Annotated in this window: 22 protein-coding genes; 20 read left to right on the top strand and 2 right to left on the bottom strand. The window is 69.7% G+C overall.

The features are described from left to right. Window position 1 precedes the first annotated feature (1 nt). The 8 genes from ABZY20_RS30415 to ABZY20_RS30380 all read left to right on the top strand — a co-directional run bounded on the left by ABZY20_RS30415 (window position 2) and on the right by ABZY20_RS30380 (window position 11141). Complete coding sequence (locus ABZY20_RS30415) at window positions 2-2383, top strand: ATP/GTP-binding protein (protein ID WP_356445613.1); 2382 nt, start codon at window positions 2-4, stop codon at window positions 2381-2383. After that, on the top strand, window positions 2380-3417 hold the full coding sequence (locus ABZY20_RS30410; RefSeq protein WP_356445611.1) for a replication-relaxation family protein: 1038 nt from the start codon (window positions 2380-2382) through the stop codon (window positions 3415-3417). Before ABZY20_RS30415 ends, ABZY20_RS30410 begins: the two co-directional genes overlap by 4 nt. 72 nt (window positions 3418-3489) lie before the next feature. Further along, the gene (locus ABZY20_RS30405) at window positions 3490-4809 is read left to right on the top strand and encodes a ParB N-terminal domain-containing protein (RefSeq protein ID WP_356445609.1); all 1320 of its coding nucleotides are present in this window, start codon (window positions 3490-3492) and stop codon (window positions 4807-4809) included. Continuing rightward, complete coding sequence (locus ABZY20_RS30400) at window positions 4806-5939, top strand: DUF4417 domain-containing protein (RefSeq protein ID WP_356445608.1); 1134 nt, start codon at window positions 4806-4808, stop codon at window positions 5937-5939. The genes ABZY20_RS30405 and ABZY20_RS30400 overlap by 4 nt, the downstream gene beginning before the upstream one ends. Before the next feature lie 2 nt (window positions 5940-5941). After that, complete coding sequence (locus tag ABZY20_RS30395) at window positions 5942-7417, top strand: amidoligase family protein (RefSeq protein ID WP_356445606.1); 1476 nt, start codon at window positions 5942-5944, stop codon at window positions 7415-7417. 80 nt (window positions 7418-7497) lie between these two features. After that, the gene (locus tag ABZY20_RS30390) at window positions 7498-8961 is read left to right on the top strand and encodes an amidoligase family protein (RefSeq protein ID WP_007494392.1); all 1464 of its coding nucleotides are present in this window, start codon (window positions 7498-7500) and stop codon (window positions 8959-8961) included. 15 nt (window positions 8962-8976) lie between these two features. Further along, window positions 8977-9519 (top strand): hypothetical protein, encoded by a 543-nt coding sequence (locus ABZY20_RS30385; protein WP_356445604.1) that lies wholly within the window; start codon window positions 8977-8979, stop codon window positions 9517-9519. Next, complete coding sequence (locus ABZY20_RS30380) at window positions 9516-11141, top strand: amidoligase family protein (protein WP_007494390.1); 1626 nt, start codon at window positions 9516-9518, stop codon at window positions 11139-11141. The genes ABZY20_RS30385 and ABZY20_RS30380 overlap by 4 nt, the downstream gene beginning before the upstream one ends. Window positions 11142-11219: 78 nt before the next feature. Here ABZY20_RS30380 and ABZY20_RS30375 read toward each other — a convergent pair whose 3' ends face one another. Both ABZY20_RS30375 and ABZY20_RS30370 read right to left on the bottom strand, forming a co-directional pair. Next, window positions 11220-12158 carry a glutamine amidotransferase gene (locus tag ABZY20_RS30375; protein ID WP_007494389.1) on the bottom strand — a complete coding sequence of 313 codons (939 nt, stop codon included), beginning with the start codon at window positions 12156-12158 and terminating at the stop codon, window positions 11220-11222. A gap of 137 nt (window positions 12159-12295) precedes the next feature. After that, complete coding sequence (locus ABZY20_RS30370; protein ID WP_030590023.1) at window positions 12296-12718, bottom strand: gamma-glutamylcyclotransferase family protein; 423 nt, start codon at window positions 12716-12718, stop codon at window positions 12296-12298. Between the two features lie 499 nt (window positions 12719-13217). Between ABZY20_RS30370 and ABZY20_RS30365 the strand changes: the two genes are divergently transcribed. The 12 genes from ABZY20_RS30365 to ABZY20_RS30310 all read left to right on the top strand — a co-directional run bounded on the left by ABZY20_RS30365 (window position 13218) and on the right by ABZY20_RS30310 (window position 21376). Beyond that, window positions 13218-13559: a hypothetical protein gene (locus tag ABZY20_RS30365; protein ID WP_356445601.1), complete on the top strand. Its 342-nt coding sequence runs from the start codon at window positions 13218-13220 to the stop codon at window positions 13557-13559. A gap of 131 nt (window positions 13560-13690) precedes the next feature. Continuing rightward, window positions 13691-14053 carry a hypothetical protein gene (locus ABZY20_RS30360; RefSeq protein ID WP_139063543.1) on the top strand — a complete coding sequence of 121 codons (363 nt, stop codon included), beginning with the start codon at window positions 13691-13693 and terminating at the stop codon, window positions 14051-14053. Continuing rightward, on the top strand, window positions 14050-14844 hold the full coding sequence (locus tag ABZY20_RS30355; protein WP_356445599.1) for a hypothetical protein: 795 nt from the start codon (window positions 14050-14052) through the stop codon (window positions 14842-14844). Before ABZY20_RS30360 ends, ABZY20_RS30355 begins: the two co-directional genes overlap by 4 nt. 319 nt (window positions 14845-15163) lie before the next feature. Continuing rightward, window positions 15164-16549: a hypothetical protein gene (locus ABZY20_RS30350; protein WP_356445597.1), complete on the top strand. Its 1386-nt coding sequence runs from the start codon at window positions 15164-15166 to the stop codon at window positions 16547-16549. A 36-nt stretch (window positions 16550-16585) separates the two neighbouring features. Then, window positions 16586-17344, top strand: coding sequence for a hypothetical protein (locus ABZY20_RS30345; protein ID WP_356445595.1), 759 nt, complete (start codon window positions 16586-16588; stop codon window positions 17342-17344). 269 nt (window positions 17345-17613) lie between these two features. Beyond that, window positions 17614-18348, top strand: coding sequence for a hypothetical protein (locus ABZY20_RS30340; protein ID WP_356445593.1), 735 nt, complete (start codon window positions 17614-17616; stop codon window positions 18346-18348). 60 nt (window positions 18349-18408) lie between these two features. Then, the gene (locus ABZY20_RS30335; RefSeq protein WP_356445591.1) at window positions 18409-18561 is read left to right on the top strand and encodes a hypothetical protein; all 153 of its coding nucleotides are present in this window, start codon (window positions 18409-18411) and stop codon (window positions 18559-18561) included. A gap of 53 nt (window positions 18562-18614) precedes the next feature. Then, window positions 18615-19910, top strand: a complete 1296-nt coding sequence (locus ABZY20_RS30330; protein ID WP_356445589.1) for a DNA methylase — start codon at window positions 18615-18617, stop codon at window positions 19908-19910. A 196-nt stretch (window positions 19911-20106) separates the two neighbouring features. Then, complete coding sequence (locus tag ABZY20_RS30325) at window positions 20107-20343, top strand: hypothetical protein (RefSeq protein ID WP_356445587.1); 237 nt, start codon at window positions 20107-20109, stop codon at window positions 20341-20343. Then, window positions 20340-20678, top strand: a complete 339-nt coding sequence (locus ABZY20_RS30320; RefSeq protein WP_030590007.1) for a hypothetical protein — start codon at window positions 20340-20342, stop codon at window positions 20676-20678. Before ABZY20_RS30325 ends, ABZY20_RS30320 begins: the two co-directional genes overlap by 4 nt. After that, on the top strand, window positions 20675-20890 hold the full coding sequence (locus ABZY20_RS30315; protein ID WP_030590006.1) for a hypothetical protein: 216 nt from the start codon (window positions 20675-20677) through the stop codon (window positions 20888-20890). The genes ABZY20_RS30320 and ABZY20_RS30315 overlap by 4 nt, the downstream gene beginning before the upstream one ends. A 183-nt stretch (window positions 20891-21073) precedes the next feature. Then, on the top strand, window positions 21074-21376 hold the full coding sequence (locus tag ABZY20_RS30310; protein ID WP_356445585.1) for a hypothetical protein: 303 nt from the start codon (window positions 21074-21076) through the stop codon (window positions 21374-21376). Window positions 21377-21585 lie beyond the last annotated feature (209 nt).

Below are 21585 nucleotides of genomic sequence, written 5' to 3'. Positions count from 1 at the left end.
GGTGAGCAAGAAGAAGGCGACATCCCCCCGCGGTCACGGACGCGGGCCGCGCAGGCCCAAGCCGCGCAAGGACACGCCCAAGCAGCAGCACGTAGCGCGCGCCGAGCTGGCGTTGGCGCTGCCGGACCACCTCGCCCTGCGCGAGGTGCCGATCAAGCCCGATCCGCTGGAGGCGCTCGCGGCCGCCGTCGCGGATGTGCGTGAGGACCTGGGTGAACGAGCGGACATCGTCCTGGACTTGGTGCCGATATCGCCCTCCCGGGTCGGCCGTCGGCGCAGCCGCCTGCTGGCGCGAGCGCGTCGCAACCCCAGCGGGATGCCGGCGATACCCGGCCTTCCGCAGCAGGGTTCGGGGGGCGGCTTCGGCTTGGACCGCCTGGCGTCCCTGGGAAGCGAGATCGCGGCGGAGATGCGCGGGCAGCAGGGCCGCGGCGGCCAGCGCCCCGCTCAGCGCCAGCGCATGCCGACTGTGTCCGACGTCAAGGCGGCCATGGGCAAGTTCGGTCCGGGCGCGGATCCGGTGTTCGCCCTGCAGATGCTGATCCGTACCTGCTCCTCCGACCCGGCGCGGCCGCGGATACTGCTGGAGCAGATCATGGCAACGCTCGAGGGCTGGGCCGGCGACAACCACCTGCGCCCGGTGGGTGCGAACCTGCTCGTGACGCGGCTGCGCGCGGATTCGCGGCTCTACCGGCGCAGCTTCGACCGCCGATTCGTCACCGGAGAGTTCGCGCCGCGGCGTTCCAGCTGGGTAACCGGCGCGGAGCTCGCCGGCCTTCTCAAGCCCGCCACGAAGCACAACATGGCGGCCAACGTGGCCCGTTCGGGCGGTGTGGTGCCCCCGCCGCCGCCGAGCCTGCCCACGTGGACCGGCCAGGCGGATCTCCTTCCCCTGGGGTGGGTGGCCAAGCCCGGCGGCGGTGAGCGGCTGGCCGGCCTGCCCCTGGCCTACCTGCTGTTCGGGCTCTTCCTCGGGAAGGCGGGATACGGCAAGACGGAAATGTCGCTGGTGCAGGCCATCGCGCTCGCTCACAACGGGCACGGGACCCTCTTCCTGGACCCGCACGGCGACGGCTGGCAGCGCGCGCGGCCCTACCTCGCTCACCCGCACATCGCGCCGCGGCTGTGGGAGATCGACCTGACCTCGCCGGACCTGGACGCGATGGTGGGCTCCTGGAACCCGCTGTCCATGGAGAACCGTGGCGAGGAGGAAATCCCGGACATCGTCAACGCGATCGTCACCGGCTTCGCGAGCGCTCTGAACTGGTCGGACAGCGCGGGGCGAGCCAAGACCATCCTGACGCGATCGGTGCAGACCCTCGCCCATCTGTCCTGGATGCTGTCGCGAGCCGGCCGGCCCGAGTTGGCGCCGACGATCTTCCAGATCCGCACCCTGCTCAACGACGAGGTGTGGCGAGACGCGGTCGTGCCGTATCTGCCGAAGACGCTGCGGGACTTCTGGGTGCAGACCTACCCGAAGTACTCCAACGAGGCAACTCCCGTTGTCACGAACATCATCGAGCGTCTCGACAGCTCGAACGCCCTGAAGGGGTTCCTCGGGTCCTCGCTGAGCACGTACGACATCCGGCACGCCATGGACAACGGGAAGATCGTCTTCGTGTGCCCGTCCGGCACCGGCGACACCGACCGCATCGTCTCCTGCCTGCTGATCTACGACCTGTTTCGCGCCGGGCTGTCGCGGCGCACCATGCCCGTCGCCGACCGCAAGGACTTCTACGCCTTCATCGACGAGCTGACCGCGGTGGACGGCGCGAGCAAGGGAACGCTCGCCGCGATCGCCGAACAGCTGCGCAAGTACAAGGTGAAGCTCTTGGCGATGACGCAGATGGCGCAGCGGCTGTCGGCGACCACGAGGCAGGGCCTGCTGCAGAACCTGTCGATCCTGTCCACCACGGCCAGCGACATCGACGAGGCGCAGATGGTGGTGCGGCGCTGGGGCAAGAAGGTCGCTCCCGACACGATCTCGCAGCTGCAGCGCTACCACTACGTCATGTCCGTCACCCTCGACGGCGGCCAGAGCGACCCCTTCCGGGTCCGGGGCGCGAGCGTCGAGGACGTCTACAGCGACTACCACCGCCCCGATGACGTCCACCACCTGGACGCCGCGGTCAACGAGAACCTGCGCCGGCGCCGGGTGCGGGACATCCTCGACGACCTCGCCAGGCTCGACACCCGCATCCGTCTGTTCATGGCCACGCTGCCGCCGCCCCCGCCGGACGACGACGATCCCGGTCCCGAGGAGCCGCCGGTCGACGATCCGGGCCCCGAGCCGCCGGATGACGGCCCGGACCCGGCCGAGCAGGAGCCGGCCCCCAGCAACGTCACCTACCTCACCAAGACCAAGGGGTCACACGTCGGATGAGCACCCAGACCGAACCCGAACTGCTGCACCGCCCGCAGCGGACCCTCAGCTTCCACGCCGTCGCCAAGTCGGCCCTCGACCTGCTCTACCAGCACCGCCTCATGACCACAGATCAGCTCGCCAGGCTGCTGACGCCGACTGCTCACAGCACGTCCTACCTGCGGCGGCAGCTGGTGGCGCTCGAAGAGGGCGGCCTTGTCCAGCGCCTGCGCGCCCAGGGGAAGGCCAGCCCGGGCCACGGGTTCAACCGGCCCTACGTGTGGTTCCTGACCGAGACGGGCGCCGACGCCGTGGAACAGGCGGCGGAGATCTTCTCCCGCCGCTACCGGGTGACACCCGAGTCGGCGGCCAGCACGCGCCAGGCCCACACCTTGGCCGTCAACGAGGTCGGCATCGCGTTCGTCGAGCACGCCCGCCGGCTCGGGCACGACTGCACGCCCCTGTCGTGGACCCCTGAGGTCGCCCACCGGATCCGCGACGGGCAGCGCCGCTTCGAGGACGATCACGTGATCTCCGACGCCGTCCTGCACTACGTCCATGTCCACCGCGGCGCTCGCACCATGCTGAACGTGTTCATCGAGCTCGACCGGGCCACCATGACCGCGGCCGAGCTCGCCAAGAAGGTCTCCGCGTACGGGCGGCTGTACGAGTTCGTGCCGCAGCACCCCGACCGGGCTCGGCGCTCCGCGGCGTCGACCCGGCCGGCGTGGCAGCACACGTACCCGGCCTTCCCGCGCCTGCTGATCGTCCTCGACGGTGCGCCCGGCCCCACCCTGGCCAAGCGGCTCGCCGACCGCACCGAAGACCTGTACACGCTCACCCGGGTCGACCCGCGCCTGTCCCGGCTCGCCAGCAACCTCTCCGTCGGGGTCACCACCCTTGCGCAGCTCAAGGAGCACGGCCCGTTCGGGCGGATCTTCACGCCGCTGCTGCGCGGAACACCCGAGCAGCGGCATCCCCTCACCGACATGCTGCTGCGCCGACCGGCCGCGGCGGCGCCGGCTCGCCACCCGCCCGCCCCCGCTCCCCGCTGACCTGCACGCATAACCCCTTCGGGGCCGGGCGCCTGCGCGCCTGACGACTACCTGTGAAAGGAGGCTCTGCCGATGACCGTCGCCGTTGAGGAATCCCCGGCCCCTGCGCCTGCCGTACTGGGACTGGCCGAGGCTCTGGAGAGTTCGGAGCAACTGCGCCAGCGTCGTTTCGAGATGCTCCCGATGCGCGGCTCGGTCTACACCGACGTGCAGGGCCGCGGGCCAGGCCCGAGCACCAGCCCTGAAGGCCTCGCCGATCTGATCACCTCGATCTCGACCGTCGGCGTGCTCCATCCCGTCCTGGTGGAGGAACTGCCCGGTCCGGACAACCACATCCAGCGGCGCCTGGTGATCGGCGAACGCCGCTACCGGGCCTGCCGCTGGGGCGCGGTCAACCAGCCCGATAACCCGCGGTTCGACAAGCTGCCCGCCGTCATCTGCCCCGGACCGCTGAGTGACGAGGACCGCCGGACCTGGCAGCTGGTGGAGAACCTGGCTCGCGAGGACCTCCAGCCCGGCGAGCTCGCCAAGGCTCTGCTCCTGGAGCGCAGCGCGATCCTGCGTGCCCAGCTCGACAACGCCGGCATCGAGGTGAGCGAGGACGTCCAGCGGCTGGAAGACCCCGTCGCCCGCTTCGAGGCCCTGGAGAAGTTGCGCGGCAGCGACGCCAACCTCGCCGCGCCGTGGAACCTGGTGCTGCGCCGGCTGGGCCTGCAGATTACCCCGCGCCGAGCTCGCGAGGTCGTTGCCGCGTTCCGGACCCTGCCGCGCGAACTGTCCGCGGACATGGACCAGCACCAGGTCGCGCTCGCCGCACGGACGAATCTCGCCCGCCTCAGCCGCGGACGTCGCGAGGCCGCCGCCGAACTGTGGCAGGCCGTCAAGCGTCTCGGCCGCACGGACCTGCTGTCGGCCGCTACCCGGGCACAGGCCACCAACCCGGACATGCCGGCCGACACCGCCGCCAGTGCCGCGGTCACCGCATACGAGCGAGCCAACGCCGAACGAGCCGCGGCACTTGCCCGGCCGCCGGCGCCGGCCGGCGGGCACGACGACGAGGACGATGCCGCAGCTCCGGACGAGACCACAGCGGCCCCCCTGGCTGACAGCGCGGATGCTGAACAGCCGCGACAGGGCGGCGAAACGACGGCCTTCGACGACATCTCCGAGGAACCGGTAACCGCAGGGTCGGGGGGCGAGCAACATCCGCGCGCTGACGAGCCCGTCGATCCGCCCGTCGTGACCGCCGCCCTTGAGGCGCTGCGCGCGCTCAACACCCAACTCGCAGAAGGCCGCGCCCTCCACCGATTCGACGCGGGCTCACTCCGCATGCTCCTGACCGACCTCCAGCGCCACACCAGCGCCGGCGCCGAAAGGACCGATGCCGCATGACTGTCCCCCTGCCCATGCCCGGAGTCGGCAAGCCCGTTCCGGCACCCGCCTCCGGCTGCGACTGCAACAACTGCCCCTTCTTCATGGACAACCCCAGGGCCGTCGAACCCGTGTGCTCCGGCTGCACCTCCAGCTGCGAGTACTGCGGCTGCGCCCGCGCCGAGGACCCGCTCCCCGGCAGCGAGCCGGGACTGGCCTGCACCCGCTGCCCGATCCGCTGCGGCACCCGGCCCGACCGCGAGGCCTGGATGAAGGACATCGGCGGCACGATGCATTTCACCGGCCTGCGGGCGCCCGGCACCCTCCCCGACCTGCCCCTGTTCACTCCCCAGGTCGACGGACACGACGTGCCGACCCTCGACGCCCAGCTCCGCTGGCCCGCGTACGCCCTCGGGCTGCGCCGCGTCATCAGCCCCAAGACGCACAAGCTGTTCCCCCGCTGGGAGGGCCAGACCGCGCATCAGTTCCTGAACCTGCGGCCCGAGCAAAAGGCCATTCTCAGCGGCTACGCGGAAGACCCTCTCGTCGAGGCGTACTGGACGCGCCGCAAGGCCGACGGCTTCGCCGAGATGCTCGCCGCCCAGAAGTGGGACCTCGTGCTCACCCCGAACGCGTCGATGTACTTCAACCAGCCCCGCGCCGAGAACCTGATCAACATGCGGCGCAACCTGATGCTCGCCGCCGAACTCTCCGCCGCCGGCGTCACGGCTGTCCCCAACATCTACTGGCTCCGCCTCGAAGACCTCGACCGCTACCTCGACTGGCTCGACGAGGCCCCCGCTCTGCCGCCCGCCTTGGCCATGAACCTGCAGACGTTCCGCACCCAGGCGGACTGGGAGGAGATGGCGGTCCCAGGTCTTACCTACCTGGCCGCCACCCTCCCGCCGGACCTGCCCATGGTCCTGACCGGAGCCAGCCGCGCCGACCGGATCGCCACCCTCAAGGCCCTCTTCCCCGGCCGGCTCTACCTCATCAGCCAGAACCCGCTGCAGTACGCCCGCCACGGCGCCGTCATGACCGAGGAAGGCCGCGTCGACACCCACGCGCGCACCGAGGACCTGTTCACCGCCAACGTCCGCTTCTACGCCGGCCTCGCCGACGGCACGATCACCCCGCGGAACGAGGCCTGATTATGGGCTCGGGCAGCCGGATCGACCACCAGCACCACCTCGTCGCCACCACCGCGGCGGGGCTGACCATCGAGGCCCCGGCCGAGCGGGTCGACCTCATGCCCGAGGGCCAGCGTGAACTCATCGACCAGGCCCTGGCAATCCAGGCCCGCTGGGAGGCGAACAACGGACGGGCCTCGCTCGAGGAGGCGATGGAGTACTGGGGCCTGCGCGACCGGCTCCGGTTGGAGCACGACCTGTGGAACGGACACGGCCTCATCCAGGACGCCGAGCGCGAAGACGTCCAGGACCAAGACAGCCCCGGTTTCCCGCCCCGGGCCACCGAGCCACCGGCCGACATCCCCGTCCAGCGCGCTGCCGCTCAGCAGGTCCTGGACGAGGTCGCCGCCGAGCACAGCGCTGCCGCGGCGCTCCAGGTGCAGGCCCGTGACCGGTGGCCCGACGAGCGGGAAGTCAGCTTCGTTGAGGACTTCGAGGCCTTCCGCCAGGTCCACGACGCCGCGTGGGACCGGGAGCTCCGCGGCGAAGAAGCAGTGCCCTACCTGCTCGAAGACGCCACCGGCGGCCTCGGCGCCCGCGAAGGCGGGCGCGGCTTCGGCGTGGAGATCGAGTTCGTCACCGACGGCGACTACGACGACCAGGCGGAGGCACTGCGCGCCATCGGCAGGGACCTGCATGAAGCCGGTCTGGCGCGGGACAGCCGGCAACACGGTTATCACTCACAGGCGGCGGCCGGCTACACCGACGCCCCCAACGCCTGGCGGCTGGAGGACGACTGCACCGTGGCCGGCGAGATCGTCTCGCCGATCCTGTACGACGAGCCGCAGACCTGGCAGAACCTCGCCACCGTCTGCGAGATCGTCCGCCGGCACGGTGGCGGCGCCAGCGAACGTACCGGCGGCCACGTGCACGTCGGCCTGCACGACTACGACCACGACGTCGCCAACCACACCCGCCTCATGCAGATGTACGACCACTACGAGGACGTCCTGTTCCGGCTCGCTGCCAATCGCATCGCCCCCGACTCCGCACACCGCGGGACCGAATGGTGCGAGCCCAACTTCGTGCCCACAGGCGGATACCGCTCACTGAGCGAGGTGCAGCGCAACGGCCACGGCCTCGCGGTCAACCTCTCAGCAGCACACGGCCGGCGCAGCGACCACGGCGAGTTCCGGCTGTGGGACGGCTCGGTGGACCCCGCCGTCATCCAGACGCAGATCAACCTCTCCCTGGGCATGGTGAACGCGGCCGTGCGCGGCAGTGCTGCGCAAACCCGGCGCGGGGAGCGGATGCCGCTCGGCCGCCACCGGCAGGACTGGGGGCCCGATCACCGCCTCAGCGTCGGGGAGCTGGAGACCAACAGCCTCCACTTCCGCCAGTTCGCCGACGAGATCTTCCACCGGCGCGCACAGATGCAGCAGGCGGCTTCGCTCTACGCGGTCACCCGCTGGCAACAACCCGAGTACCAGGGCTGGTAGCGCCCGCCGTCACGTCCGCACATCACGCCGCCGACCTGCACCGCCTCGGTCGGCCAGATCACTGAAAGGGGGCCGTACCCATGGGATCCGGCAGCAGAATCGATCATCAGCACCACCTCGTCGCCACCACCGCGGCAGGCACCACCATCAGCGCTCCCAGCCAGGGAGTCAGCCTGTCCCCCGAGGACGAACACCAGCAGTTGGTCAGCCGCGTGCTGCAGCTCGGCACGGCCGTAGCCGAGCGCCGCGAGAACCCGGAGGAGCTCGCCGAGTTCTACGAGCTCCGCCAGCGTCTACAGGATGAGTTCGGGCATGCCGAGGACTCGCTCGACGAGCAGATCGTGCAGGCCGCCGGCACAGGCGTGTCCGTACCCCAGCAGCGGGACCTCCCGCCGGAATGGGGCAGTGCGGAGGAGCGGGCTGTCCAGCGGGCCGCGGCGCAGCAGGTCCTGGACGAGGTCGCCGCCGAGCACCAGGCCGCCACCTCGCTCCAGGAGCAGGCCCGCGAACAGTGGCCGCCCGACGAGGTCAGCTACACGGAGGACTTCGACGCCTTCCAGCGCGACTACGACGCCGCCCGCGACCGCGCCGAACGCGGTGAGCAGGTCGTCCCCTACATGACGGAGAACGCCACTGGCGGTCTCGGCGCCCGCGAGGGCGGCCGCGGCTTCGGAGTGGAGATCGAGTTCGACATCGAGCCCGGCGTCGACAGGCAGCAGGCGATCCAGAACATCGCCCGTGAACTGCGCGACGCCGGCCTGTCCCGCACGGCCCGGCAGTACGGCTACCACTCGCAGCAGAGCGCGGGATACACCGACGAGCCGAACGCATGGCGGCTTGAGTCGGACTGCACCGTGGCCGGCGAGCTGGTCTCCCCGATCCTGTACGACGAGCCGCAGACCTGGCAGAACCTCGCCACGGCCTGCGAGATCATCGAGCGTAACGGCGGCCGCGCGTCGTTCGGAACCGGCGGCCACGTGCACGTGGGCATGCACGACTTCGACCACGACGTCGCCAACCACACGCGCCTCATGCAGATGTACAAGGCCCATGAGGATGTGCTGTACCGGCTCGCGCAGAACCCCGCCTCCGAGGGGAACCAGCACCGGGGCACGCGCTGGTGCAGCCCTAACCCCGTGCCGTCCGAGGGATATTCGGCGATCTCGGAGATCAGTTCGTTCCATGGGCAGGCGGTGAATCTCAGCGGGGCCCGGCGCGGCGGGCAGAGCGCCCACGGCGAGTTCCGGCTGTGGGACGGCTCCCTCAACCCGTCCGTGATCCAGACGCAGGTGAAGCTCTCCCTGGGCATGGCCGCCGCGGCCGTGCGGCAGGACACCGCCGTCTCTGGTCCGCGTATGGAGTTGGGCAGCCACCGCGAGCAGCGACGTCAGGCCGGACTCGGGCAGCGGCGGCGGCTGTCCGGTGACGATTGGCGTACGACTACCGCTAACTTCCGGCAACTGGTCGACTCGCTGTTCCAGCGCCCTGAGGATAAGGCTCAGGCCACCGCTCTATTCCACGAAACCCGCTGGCAGCGCCGCTAACCCCTTGGAGATGTCATGACGTTCATCCGCACCCGCAATGCCTCCTCGGCTGCCACGCCTCTCGACCCTCCGACCAAGGACGACGGCAGCAACTACGTCTTCGAGATGATCTACGACGGCGGGAGCTGGCGCGGTTACGCCGATACCCCGACCGAGCTCATGGAAGGCCTGATCCCGGAGTACCCCGAGCTGGTGAGCCCGAAGGAGAAGGCGGCTGCCCGAATCCGGCTCGCCCTGCGTCTTCAGGTCCAGCTGCAGGCTGTGCTCGCGGCATCGGAGGAGTTCGGGCAGTGCACCCCCGAGCAGCAGCAGGCAATCCTCGCCCCGCGGGACACGCCGCCGGTTGTCAGCCGCTGGGACGCTCCCGTCCCGCTGGTGCTGGTGACCACGTTCTACAAGCCGGCCGGCCGTCTGCCGCGGCCTGAGGGACCCGAGGGCGCGCTGATCTGGATCGAGCCGGACGACGAGTGGAGCCTGCTGGTCTCGCTGCACCAGGCCGGCGTGATCCACGTGGCCGCCGAGCAGGGCGCGCTGCCGCCCAATGTCCGAGGGGAATGATCGTGGGGTCGGGAAGCCGAATAGACCACCAGCACCACAGCGTCGCGCCCACACGAGGCACGGACACGCTCGTCGCCGAGGCCGCGCCGCTCACCATTGAGGAGCGGCCGGAGCGCACAGCGGTCCGCATCGTCGACACCACCTCGGCCGATGCTCCGATCCTGCAGACCTACGTGGTCAGCGGCGACGACCACCTGCTGTTCCTGCCGCGCAACCCTGACATCATCCGGGGCCAAGTGACCGACGACCAGGACGCCCTGGTTCAGGTGGGGGCCAGCGTCTCCGACGAGGACGGACGCCACTTCATCGAGGGCGACGTCCGGGTCAGCCGCGGCCCGGACGGCCAACTCCAGGTCAGCCCGGAAAACTTGAGGTGCACCGGCGGCGACATGCACGCCGGCGACGAGGACGGCACCTGCGTTCACCAGGGCGCCATAGCCAACCTGGTTCAGGATCAGCTCGGCTCGAGCGGCCGCTCCGCGGTCGACCGGGCCGCGGCCCAGGAAGTCCTCGACGAAGTTGCGGCCGAGCACGCCGCCTCGATCGCCGCACAGGACCAGGCGCGCGCCGAGCGGGCGGCCCAGCCCGCGGTGCGCTCCTACCTGGAGGACATGGACGCCTTCCAGGAGGCGTACGACCAGGCCCGAGAGCGCCAGCGGGCGGGCGAGCCTCTGGTGCCCTACATGACGGAGAACGCCACGGGCGGCCTCGGCGCCCGTGAGGGCGGCCGCGCGTTCGGTGTCGAGATCGAATTCGACTACCCGGCCTCCATGACGCACTCCGAGCGGCAGGCCGCCAGCCGGCGCATCGCGCGCGAACTCCACGAAGCGGGGATCGCGCCGGACGCCAACGTGAACGGTTGGCATGCCTCGGCGCGCGCGGGCTACACCGACGCACCGAACGCGTGGCGGCTGGAGTACGACAGCACTGTCGCCGGTGAGATCGTCTCGCCCATTCTCTATGACGAGCCGCAGACCTGGAACAACCTGGCGCAGGTGTGCGAGATCGTCCGGCGCAACGGGGGCATCGCCAGTCCGCGAACGGGCGGCCACGTCCACGTCGCGGTTCCCGACTACGACCACACGGTCGAGAACCACAACCAGCTGATCAACACGGTGGCCGGGTACGAGGACGTCATCTACCGGCTCGCCCAGAACCCCGCTGCCGACCGTCATCGAGGGCTGGAGTGGTGCACCCCGAACACCCAGCCGTCGCGCCCGTACACCTCAGTGTCAGCCGTCCAGAGCTACAACAACAGCCATCACATCGGACTGAACTTCCAGTCCGTGCACGGACGGCAGAGTGACCACGCCGAGTTCCGCATGTGGGACGGTTCCTTGGACCCGGGGACCATCCAGGCCCAGGTCAACGTGTCGCTGGGCCTGACGAATGCGGCTTTGCGGGAGGCCGGCAGCACTCCGCCGCCGCCTCCGCAGCGGGTCGGGCACCACCGTCGTGCGAGGGCTCAGGCCGGGCAGCGTGGACCTCTGACCGGCGAGGCATGGACCAATGCCACGCGTTCGTTCCGCGACATGGCCGACAGGATTTTCGGCCGGGAGGAGAACCGGGCGCAGGTGGCCGCGCTGTTCGCCGGCACCCGCTGGCACGACGGCCGGTACTGAGGCCGGTAAAGAGCGAAAAGGGGCCGGGGCACCGCAGTTTGCGGTGCCCCGGCCCCTTTCTTCCTCCGGGTCGATGACCTACTTGCCGCTAGGAGACAGCCACAGCGGCGCCGAAACGGACCGCGAGCGCTGGGGCTCACGCAGCGTTCGGTGACTGCACACCTCCTCGTCGGCCACCTGGTCCTCGATGCTGAAGCCCCGGTAGGCGACGATGTGCGCCAGCCGGTCGTCCTTCGCCCGCGCCGTCGCGGTGAAGCGGCGGTCGCCCACCAGCGCCGGACTGCCCGAGGAGTAGTCGATCATCATCAGCGTGCCCTCTGGCACCATCAGAATCTCGGCGATGGTCACGTCCGCCGCGCGAGCGGCCTTGCGGAACCATCCGGGGTTGGACGCCCAGTAGAGGTTCCCCTCGGTGTCGACAGCGACGGAGAGCGGGCTCACCGCCGTGCGTGCCAGCATGACCAGCTGCGGCCAGCGCCGGTCGGTCCACACCAGAGCAGCCCGGCCCACGACGGACTCCAGGACGTCGAGGGTGGGCAGGATGACCCCGCCCGCCTGATCGAGAGCCTGGTACAGGACCTCGGTGTCGGTGCCCCCGGTCGGACGCGGGAGACCGAATTCCGACCGGAGCGGCCAGGTGTCCACGTCTCCGTTGTGCGTGCCGATGAGCTGCCCCACCTGTAGCGGGCTGGAGTTGACCAGCGTCGTCCCGCCCTGGGTCGCCCAGCGGGTGTGACCGAGAGCGACCGGAGCCGCGTCGAGCGCGCTGTTGTAGGCGGGCTTCCACACATCGCGGAACCGGCCCGGTCCCTTGATGATCCGCCAGCCGCCCGCCGTCACGTCGCGACGGTTGGTGACCGGACGCCGGTCGAGCTTCTTCGTCGCGGAGATGGCGAATGCCAGCCCCGCCGAGTCCTTACCCCGCTCCTCGGCCAGCTGGCCCAGGGCGACGCACATGATGGTGGCGCGGGTGGGGTCACAGGTCTGGTTTCGGACAACTCCGAACAGACCGCACATAGTTGTTCCTTTTCTGCCTCGATTCTCCGCGAGGAGACCGAGGTGTACTGCTCAAGCCGTCAGGCCGCGCCGCGCGCGGCCTGACGGGTACTGCATGGTGGGGTGTTCATCCGCCCACCCCAGAGGGCGGTGTGGATTTACCGGGACTCCGCCTTGACGAAGTCACCGTCGGGGATCTCCTCGGCGTCGGTGAACCAGCGGCGGGACGACTCGCCCGCGAGGTACACGTACGCCTCGATCTCGCTGCCGTCGGCAAGAGTCACGGTGCGGACCTTGCGGTCGTACATGTTGTTGCGACCCTCGCCCCGGTAGCCTTCGAGCCGGTCGAGCCGACGGAGCACGTCGGGCCACTGCTCGGGGTCCACGTCCATGACCTCGCCGACGACCTTCCGGCCGTCCCGCTGGATCGCGAAGGGGACACCGGAACCGAAGATCGCGTAGTCGTTCAGGATCGCGGGGCGCTCCTGAATCGTGGTGCCCTCCAGGATGCCGAAGTAGTTGCCCTGCCCGGCACGGAGCGTGCCATAGACGAAGACGGGCCTCTGCTCAGTGGTGAACACGGGTTCGCCACCTTTCTGGTACTGCTCGCCGGTCACCTTCTCCGGCGTTGATGACTCAACTCTACAGCACTATTTCCATTTATGCAACTCCCCTGATCGGCCACACCTTCCACTCCTCGTGTTGCGTAATTGGATTTACTGCCGTACCTTGAGTGTGTCGTCGGGCGTGAACACTCGCCGCCCGGCGGCCCTGTGAAGGAGCCGCCCATGTGTGGCTCAACCTCCGCTGCCCCCTCCCAGCACAGCGGAGGCACAGGCCCCGGGCGCGGCGCCCACTGCGCCGCGCCCGGACCGAACTCCCCTGCAACCGGCCCTTCAATCAATGGAGTTGCCCATGCCGTTCATGATGAGCACCCGCGCTCTGGCCCGGCTCGACCACGCGGCACTCCGCGCGGCTGGCCAAAGGTCAGCAGAAGGCCGGCCGAGCCGGGCCGGCGGCACGACAGCTCCATACGCTGTCTTCGCCACCGCCGGCTATGCGCGCACCATGCTGCGCCACGTGCTCCGCCTGAGGCAGTGGGTCACCGTCATCAGCCAGGCCGACGACCTCCATCCCCTCATCGAAGGGGCAGTGAGCCCGGCCATCCGGCTGCAGATCCCGGCCGGAACCGTGTCCCGCGAGTTCCTAGCCGCCTACGACAGCACCCGGCATTTCGCCCTGAGCCCCATCGCCCCGTGCCCGCAGTGCGGAGCGCGCGTTCCGACGGTGTGCATCAACAACCTGGCCGACTACGGCGACTGGCTGCGTGGCGCCCAGGACCTCGCCGAGTCCCCGTTCTACCGCACCTCGCCCGCCCATCACGATGACTGCCCGCTCCCGGGTCAGCCACTGACGACGTAGTCGGGTCCGCAGCACCCCGCGTCGCGGCGCCCGAACGCGTCGCAGCGCCCGAATAGATCGAAGCAGTACCGATGACTCGCTCCCATCCCCCGCACCCGCTGCGGAAGCAGGCCGAACCGACCATCACCGTGGTGTCGGTGCCGGCCCCTGCACGACGCACCGAGAAGGAACAGATCTTCCACGACGGCCTCACCGAACACCTCTTGTTCGCGCTGCCGATCGCGATGCTCGAGATCAGCCGCATGCCACCGCACGCACTGGACCCGCTCCGGGCCACGGCGGCCGCGGCCATCGGCGGCCGCGGCGACGTTCTCCAGTTCCCGAGCAAAAAGCACACCGCCGAGGCGGGCCAGCAGTTGGACCTCGGTCTCGCCTACCTGGCGCTGATGACCGCAGGCGGCATCACCAAGTTCGGTGTGCACGCCTGCGCCGCGCCCCATGACGACTGCCCTGCTGACACATCGAGCTCCAACCAGACGGAAAGCACGACATGAACACCAGCTCGACCACCGACACGCCGCACACGAAGCCCAAGGCGCGCCGGTGGCTCCTCACCCAGAACCGGCAACTGCGGGCCGAAGGGATTTTCAACTGGCCACTTCCCGCTTGGGCCGGCCGCTTTTCCGACGGATCGACATACAACGCCTGCCCGGAGGCCGGGGCCTGCGCGAAGCTCTGCTACGCGAGGGTGGGGACCTATCGGTGGCCGGTCGTCCTGGCCGCGCACGAGCGCAACATGTGGATGACGATGCATGCCCTGGACGAGTGGGAATCCCAGATGGCCGAGGAACTCCGCCACCGGCGGTATCGGGGCAAATGGATTCGCTTGCACGATTCCGGCGACTTCCATTCCGACGAATACTTGCAGGCGTGGCTGCGCATCATGCGGAACGCCCCCGCGGACACCTGGTTCTACTGCTACACGAAATCCGTTTCGCGTTTCCGCAGGCTCGTTGAGCCGAATCCGCCCGAGAATTTCCTGTGGTGCTACAGCCTGGGCGGGAAGGAGGACTTTCTGCTGGACCTGGAGAGCGACCGCCATGCCGACGTGTTCCCCGGCGTCGAGGAACTGGAGGCGGCGGGCTACACCGACCAGACGGAATCCGACCTCCTGTCTGTCCTGAGCGAGTCGCCGAAGGTCGGCATCCCCGCGAACTACATCCCGGCGCTGCTCAAACGGCAGGGTGACGAGACCTTCAGCAGCTTGCAGCGCGCCCTGGACAAGAAGCTCGCCGAGAAGAAGCAGCGCCGCACGGCCGCAGGCAGCCTCGGTCTCGCTTCCTGACCGCCGGCCACCGGCTCGCCAGCCGGGGCCGGGAAATCACCGCACAGCGAACCTCCAGGCGTGTCGGGGAGCACAGGCTCCCCGGCACGCCCGCGTCGGTTCCGGCGGCGATCCACACCGACACACCCACGACGAATTGCTTAATCGCTTGAATCGCTGTACGTTGCGAGCCGGGTCTCTCCCTGCGCCCTTCCAGCCCCGTCCGGGCATCAGCAAAGGCACAGGAAGGGGCCGCTGGCCACGCACAACAGCATCCCCCCGCCGGCGCATCCGCGGCCCGGCAGGAAACGATCAGGCCACGCAGGCCCTGGAGCAGACGATGATCCCCGCAAACTCGAAGATCAAGCAGACCACGGTCGAAAAGATCGCAAAGCGCTACCACGTGAGCGGCTCGACCGCCGCCTCCTGGACGCTCGAGGAGACCTTCCCGCCGTGCCTCGACAAGGGCTGGGGCAAGACCCAGCTGTACGACGAGGCAGCTGTCGATGAGTGGGTCCTGGAGCACAAGCCGGAGGCCTGGGTGGTGGCTCACCCCAAGCAGAAGGAGAAGGCCACCGCGCTGCCTGCCGGCGGGCCCAAGGACCTTCTCCCTCTGCGCCACATCGGAGTGCTCGAGGGCCGGTTCCTCTCACGCGAGCCCACGCCGGTCGCGACCCTGCGCACGTACATCTCCCGAGGCGTGCTCGCCCGGCCCGACCGTCGCGCCGGCGACGGAGGCCAGCCCGAGGTCACGGAGGACATGTGGTTCCGCGAGACGGCCTACAACTACATCACCCGTCCGCGCCGGGTCCGGCGCAAGACCGGCAAGAGCGACGGTGAGCGGAGGGAACCGAGCGAGTTCCTGCAGCGGTACTTCGAGGAGAACCCGGGCCTGCTCACCCTCGAGAAGATCGCCGAGCTCGACGGCCGGGAGCACGATCGCGAGCCGACGGCGCTGTCCACGCTCGACAACTACATCTCTCAGGGCAAGCTGGCGCGGCCGGACCGCAAGCCGGGCGACGGCGAGACGCCCGACGTCGACGAGCGGATGTGGATGCCCGAGAGCGTTCTGCCCTACCTGTGCCGGCCGGACAGCCGGCACGGTGCGCCGAAGCCTGCGCAGGAGGAGGCTGCCGCGGTGGAGGCGAGCGAGTTCCTGCAGCGGTACTTCGAGGAGAACCCGGGCCTGCTCACCCTCGAGAAGATCGCCGAGCTCGACGGCCGGGAACAGGGCCGCCCCAAGGCGACCGCCCTGTCGACCCTGAAGGTCTACATCTCTCAGGGCAAGCTGGCGCGGCCGGACCGGAAGCCGGGCGACGGCAAGACGCCGGCGGTGGATGAGCCGATGTGGACGCCCGAGGCTGCCCTGCCCTTCCTCGCCACCCCGCGACAGGCGAGGAAGGAGGCCCCCACTGCTCCTGCGGAAGGTGAGCTGCGGGAGCCGAGTGCGGCCCTGAAGCGGTACTTCGAGAAGAATCCGGGCCTGCTGACCCTCGAGAAGATCGCTGAGCTCGACGGCAAGGAACAGGGCCGCAGCAAGCCGACCGCCCTGTCCACGATGCGGGCGTACCGCTCTCGCGGCCTGCTGGCGCCCCCGGACCGTCTGCCGAACGACGGCAAGACGCCTGAGGTCGACGAGCCGATGTGGACGCCCGAGTCCGCCCGCCCGTACCTGCTCCGCCCCCTCGGCCGGCGCGGCGCCGCCGCTGCGAAGTCCGACCAGTAGTCCGACGCACTCCCGCCCCGACCCTCAAGGACGTCCATGACCAACCGCCGCATCGACGAAGCGGGGATCAGCGCCCGGTACGGGGTCAAGCCGAAGGACACCGCCGTGTGGACCACGCTGGTCAACTTTCCGGCGAGGGGCGAGGACGGTCTGTGGGACGTCACGCTGGTCGACGCGTGGGTGCAGGCCATGCGGCCGCAGTACTGGCCGCCCCGGCCGGAAGCGCCTGCGGCCGGCGCGGTCACCAGCCCCCAGAAGGGGAAGCAGAAGAAGGCTGCGGTCGCGCCCGTCACCGAGACCCGGTCCGAGATGGCCAAGCGGTTCGGCATGACCTTCAACGCCGTGGACGCCTGGACCAAGGCCACGGAACGACGTGACTCCAGCGGCAAGGTCGTGGCGGCCGCGTTCCCCCCGCCAGCGTCGGAGGGGCGGTGGGAGGCGAAGACGGTGGATGCGTGGGTGCGCGTCCACCGGCCCCGCGTGTGGGCGGCCTACGCCGGCGGCGAGCCTCAGTTCGCGAAGCCTCTTCCCGCAGGGGACCCCAGGGACTTGCTCAACATCACCGAGTACGGCGTCATCCGTGGGAACGCGATCAGTGGGAAGCCCGCATCGCGGCGCACCATGCAGTCGTATCTCCTGCGGGGACAGATCGAAGCTCCTGACCGGCGGCCGGGCGACCGCAAGCGCCCGGAGGTATTCGAGCCGATGTGGTATCGGGAGACGATTTACCAGGAGATCCGTAGACGCCTTACACGGGGAAAGTTGCAGACGGGCGAAAAAGGCGCAGAGGATTAGCAGATTCTCTCTCCCCATCGTTTCTCGCCAAATTGCACCCGGTGAAGGCGAGTCCGTTGTCTTTCAAATTCACCCGCGCCGACCTGGTGGGCTCTGCAGTGATGCGCCGAGCAGCATCCACCCAAACCCGCAAAGTTGCATAATTGGATATACTGCGGTAGCTTGAGGTGGGTCGGCGGGTGAAGCCTCTCCCCGCCCGGCACGAACGAACCACTGCGGTTGCACCGGTCCATGATCTGCGACGGTGCCCCCCACCGAGGAGGTCTGCGATGCAGACAGAACCTCGTCTGCCCGCCACCGACGAGTCCGAAGCTCAGGAGTTTCTGGAGCTTCTCGAAGGCGCCCCGTTCACGGCGCCGTACACGGGGCAGGTCGTCGACTGGCTCATCAGAGACAGCACGGTGCACGCCCCAGACGCCTCCCCGGCAGCCCGGGCAGTCGACGCACTGTGGCGCTACGCCGACGGACACGACCTGGGTGCGGGCGAGATCGCCGAGCGCGTGCGGGATGTCGCGCACGCCATGTCCCTGGTAGCGGACGAGCACTACGCGGCAGACCCGAGCCCACGCCGCCCCCGCCCCGTACACGGGCGCAGCGTGCGCAAGCTGTGCGTGGCTGCCGGCCGCCGAAGGAGCCTGGCAGGCCCCGGGCGGACCGTCGTGATCGCGCAGGGCACTCACGGACACACCGTCTACCGCCCTGTAGCACCCTCCGTGCCCCCCGACCGGGCCGGTGAGACACTTCGGCACGAGGTGCTGACGGTGCTCGCCGCCCATGTCCACCTCGCCGACCGCCGCACATTCCAGGGCAGCGGGGTGGTCGTCGAATGCCGGCACGAGAGCGTCGAGGTCACCTGGTGGTCCCCGGACCTGGAGGCGGAGCCCGATCACTACCATCCCGCCTGGAGTACTGGCGGGGTGCGCCTTCTGTGCTCGGCCCTTCTTCGAGGCGAAGGCATGAAGGTGACCGTCCAGCCCAACGGCGCACTGCTCGTCACGCGGTGAGCAGCCCCTCCCACCCTCCTACGCGGACGCCCCGGCCCGCTCACTGGTCAAGGAATCACTATGCGCACTTCGCACCGCTTTCTTCTCGGTCTTGTCCTCGGCACGACCATCACCGTCATCGTCTGGTTCGGCACCGGAAACGCCGAGGCCGCGATCACCCTGGGTGTGGCAGTCCTGGTCCTCGTGTGGCTCGGGCAGTTCATCCTCGACTAGCTCTTCTGAACGATCTTGATGTCACTTCGCTCCCAGTCCTGGACCACAACCCTGTGAACAGCACCCCTCCCTCCGCCCGCGCCTATGAGCGTCTCGTCCAGCGCCTCGCCGACGACGTCGGCACCGCGACTGCGGTCTCCTGGGCCCACGCGACCGCAGTCACCCACCACTGCGTCCGGCACGGCCTGGTCTCCACAACCGAGCCGCCGACCTCACCCGATGCCGTACGCCGGATCCTTGACGAGCTGGCTGGCGCCCACCCCGGGCTCGCCGGTTTCCTCGACCCGCAGGTCGTGCCGCTCTGGACCTCACCGCCCAATACGGCTTCCTGGACAGCCCTCGCCGAGTTCTGGGAAGCAGGGGCTGCCATCGACGACGGGCCGCACCGGGTCGACGGATACCGGCTCGGGGACGCCTACCAGGCGCTGTCGCACGACGCGCGCAGGTCGAGAGCCCTGTGCCAGACTCCGCCGTGGATCGCCGAACTCCTCCTGGAGCTCTCGCTGGAGCCGGCGACCGACGAGGTGGGCCCCCAGAACGTCCGCATGATCGACCCGGCCTGCGGCACGGGGCACATCCTGCTCAGCGCCTTCCACGCCGCCCGCGTCTACCGCCGCCGCGGCCGCGGGCACGGGGTACCGATCGACGCCCGGGCATCGATCGAGCGCGCTCTGCGGACCGTCCACGGCGTCGACCTGGACCCCTATGCGGTGCTCCTCGCCCGGTACCGGCTGCTCGCCACCAGCGCCTCGATTCTCCGTGGCCGCCTCGACCAGCTGCCGCACTCGTGGCCCGTCCAAGTGGCCTGTGCGAACTCCCTGCTGGACCGCGGCGAGCCGCTGCTCGAGCGCGGCCAGTATCACTGCGTCGTCGGGAACCCGCCCTACATCACGGTGGCCGACGCTCAGCAGCGCGATCTGATCCGCAAGGCGTATCCGCGTGTGGCCGCAGGGAGGTTCCCGCTGGCGCTGCCGTTCTGTGAACTCATGTTCTCCCTCGCGGTCCCCGGCGGGCATGTCGCGCAGCTGACCTCGAACGCGTTCATGAAGCGGGAGTTCGGTCGCAAGTTCGTCACCGAGTATTTGCCCCAGTTCGATATGCGGTGGGTCATTGACACCTCCGGGGCGTACATCCCTGGCCACGGCACGCCGACGGTCATCCTGTGCCATCGCGTACGCCCACCCCAGGGTGACACGGTGATCACGGTCCGGGGGGTTCAGGGTGAGCCGGCGATCCCGGCGGACCCGGCCCGGGGAAAGGTGTGGTCGGCGATCGCCGAAGCCGTTCGCCGCAGGCTTGCCGAGGACCGGCTGAAGGAAGCCCTCGCCCATCCCCATTGGATTGCATAATTGGATTTATAGCGGTAGGCTTGTGTTGTGACGGTGACCCGCAGTCCGATGCGGTCGCCGCGTTCCACCGACACGGCCAGGCGCCGTCCGGTCGCCCGACTTCCGGAGAACCATGTCCGTACCTTTTCCAGCCCGTGAGCGCACAGTTGTCCAGGCGCGCCGTGGCACCTCACGCCGCTCGGGCCATGGGCTGGCCGTGACGGCAGCCGCCGCCACCGGGGCGGGCATGACGGCTCAGGCGGCCACCGGCATCACCCCGGCACGGTTCGCCGACGGAGCCGTCACCGTCGACTTCCTGGCGCGCGCCGCGATGCACTCGGCGTACGGGCTCGCCATCGTCAGCGCCACGGCGCTCGCAGCCGTCACCACCGCGGCGCGGCGGCGGAAGCGCCCGCAGCCGTCGTCTCCCAGTAGCTACAAGGATCTGCCATGACCATTTCGCCCACCACCGCGAGCGCCCCGACGCAGCGCACCGATTCGGCCGAGGGCCGTACCGGGCGCGGCCGCGGGTTCATACGACAGGCCCTGGACGCAGGTATCCACCCGGCGACCCGGCGCCCGCTCCAGGCCGGACAGCACTGCGGAGGCTGTGCTCATCTCCAGATGAAGAAACTTGCCGACGACTCGCGGCACTTGAAGTGCGCTCTGGTGATCGGCACGGGCCGCCGGAACGGCGGTCCCGACCTCCACAAGGAGACCCCGGCGTGCGTCGCCTTCGAGGCCGCGCCCCTGGCGCCGACCAACGACGGCACGCGAGAGACCTCATGAATCCGATCACGGTCGCCGAGTTGCGCGCCGACTGGCACGACGCCCCCGACTTGAGCAGCGAACAGAGGCAAGTGCTCGGGCAATTGGCCGAGACGGACTTGCAAGAGGCTCTCGACGCGGCCTTCCGGCGGCACGAGGACACGTACTTCCGGATCCTCGACTCGACCCGCAGCGACGCCACGCGCGCACTCCTGGAACGCATGGCCGCATGAGCGGTGGCTGCCTGGTGGTACGCCCTCCGCCGGGCAGCCACCGCTGGGCGGCGCCACACACAGCCGGCCACGCAGAAGGACGCGCCCCCGCCCACCCAGAGAGAAGCCCAGTACCCCATGCATCCCTCCGCTCGAAGTCGCGCGAGGCAACAGGCATTCGACCTGGAGAGCCAGCGTCACGACATGATCGAAAGGCTTGCTGACGGCGGTCTGCCCGAACCCCGGGCGGCCGCCCTGGTCGACGCCCTGTGCGAGGCCGCCCGCGACCAGATCGCGCAGGATCTGGCCCGTCAGATCCTCCCGCTGCGTGAACGGCACGACGCGGCCTGGGACTGGATCACCTGTGACAGTCTCAGCCACCAGCTCCGCGCCCTGGTCACGGCCCTCGCCACCGCCCTGGGCAACCCGCAGGACACCACGGCTGCGCACGGCTACGTCCGCGCCATGGTCAGTGGAGGCGGCGACGGATCACGAGGCGCTGCGTAATCGGCAGCGGCGCCCGGCCCCCGCACCGCCCCGACCGGGCCGGGTCCGTCACGGGCCCGATCCGTACCGGAGGAACACGGCCCGACCCAACCCCATCATTCCCCGATTGCATGGCCCTGGCGGCGAGCTCAGCTCCCGCCGGGGCCTCGCGCGTTGCCCCGCTGGCACGCCACCGGCGCCCGGTGCCGGCAGGGCGTGCCGGCACCGGG

The sequence above is a fragment of the Streptomyces sp. NPDC006624 genome (genome assembly GCF_040611555.1).
GTDB lineage: Bacteria > Actinomycetota > Actinomycetes > Streptomycetales > Streptomycetaceae > Streptomyces.
Note: the sequence above shows the minus strand (reverse complement) of the source record. Positions and strands in the feature narration are given on the sequence as shown.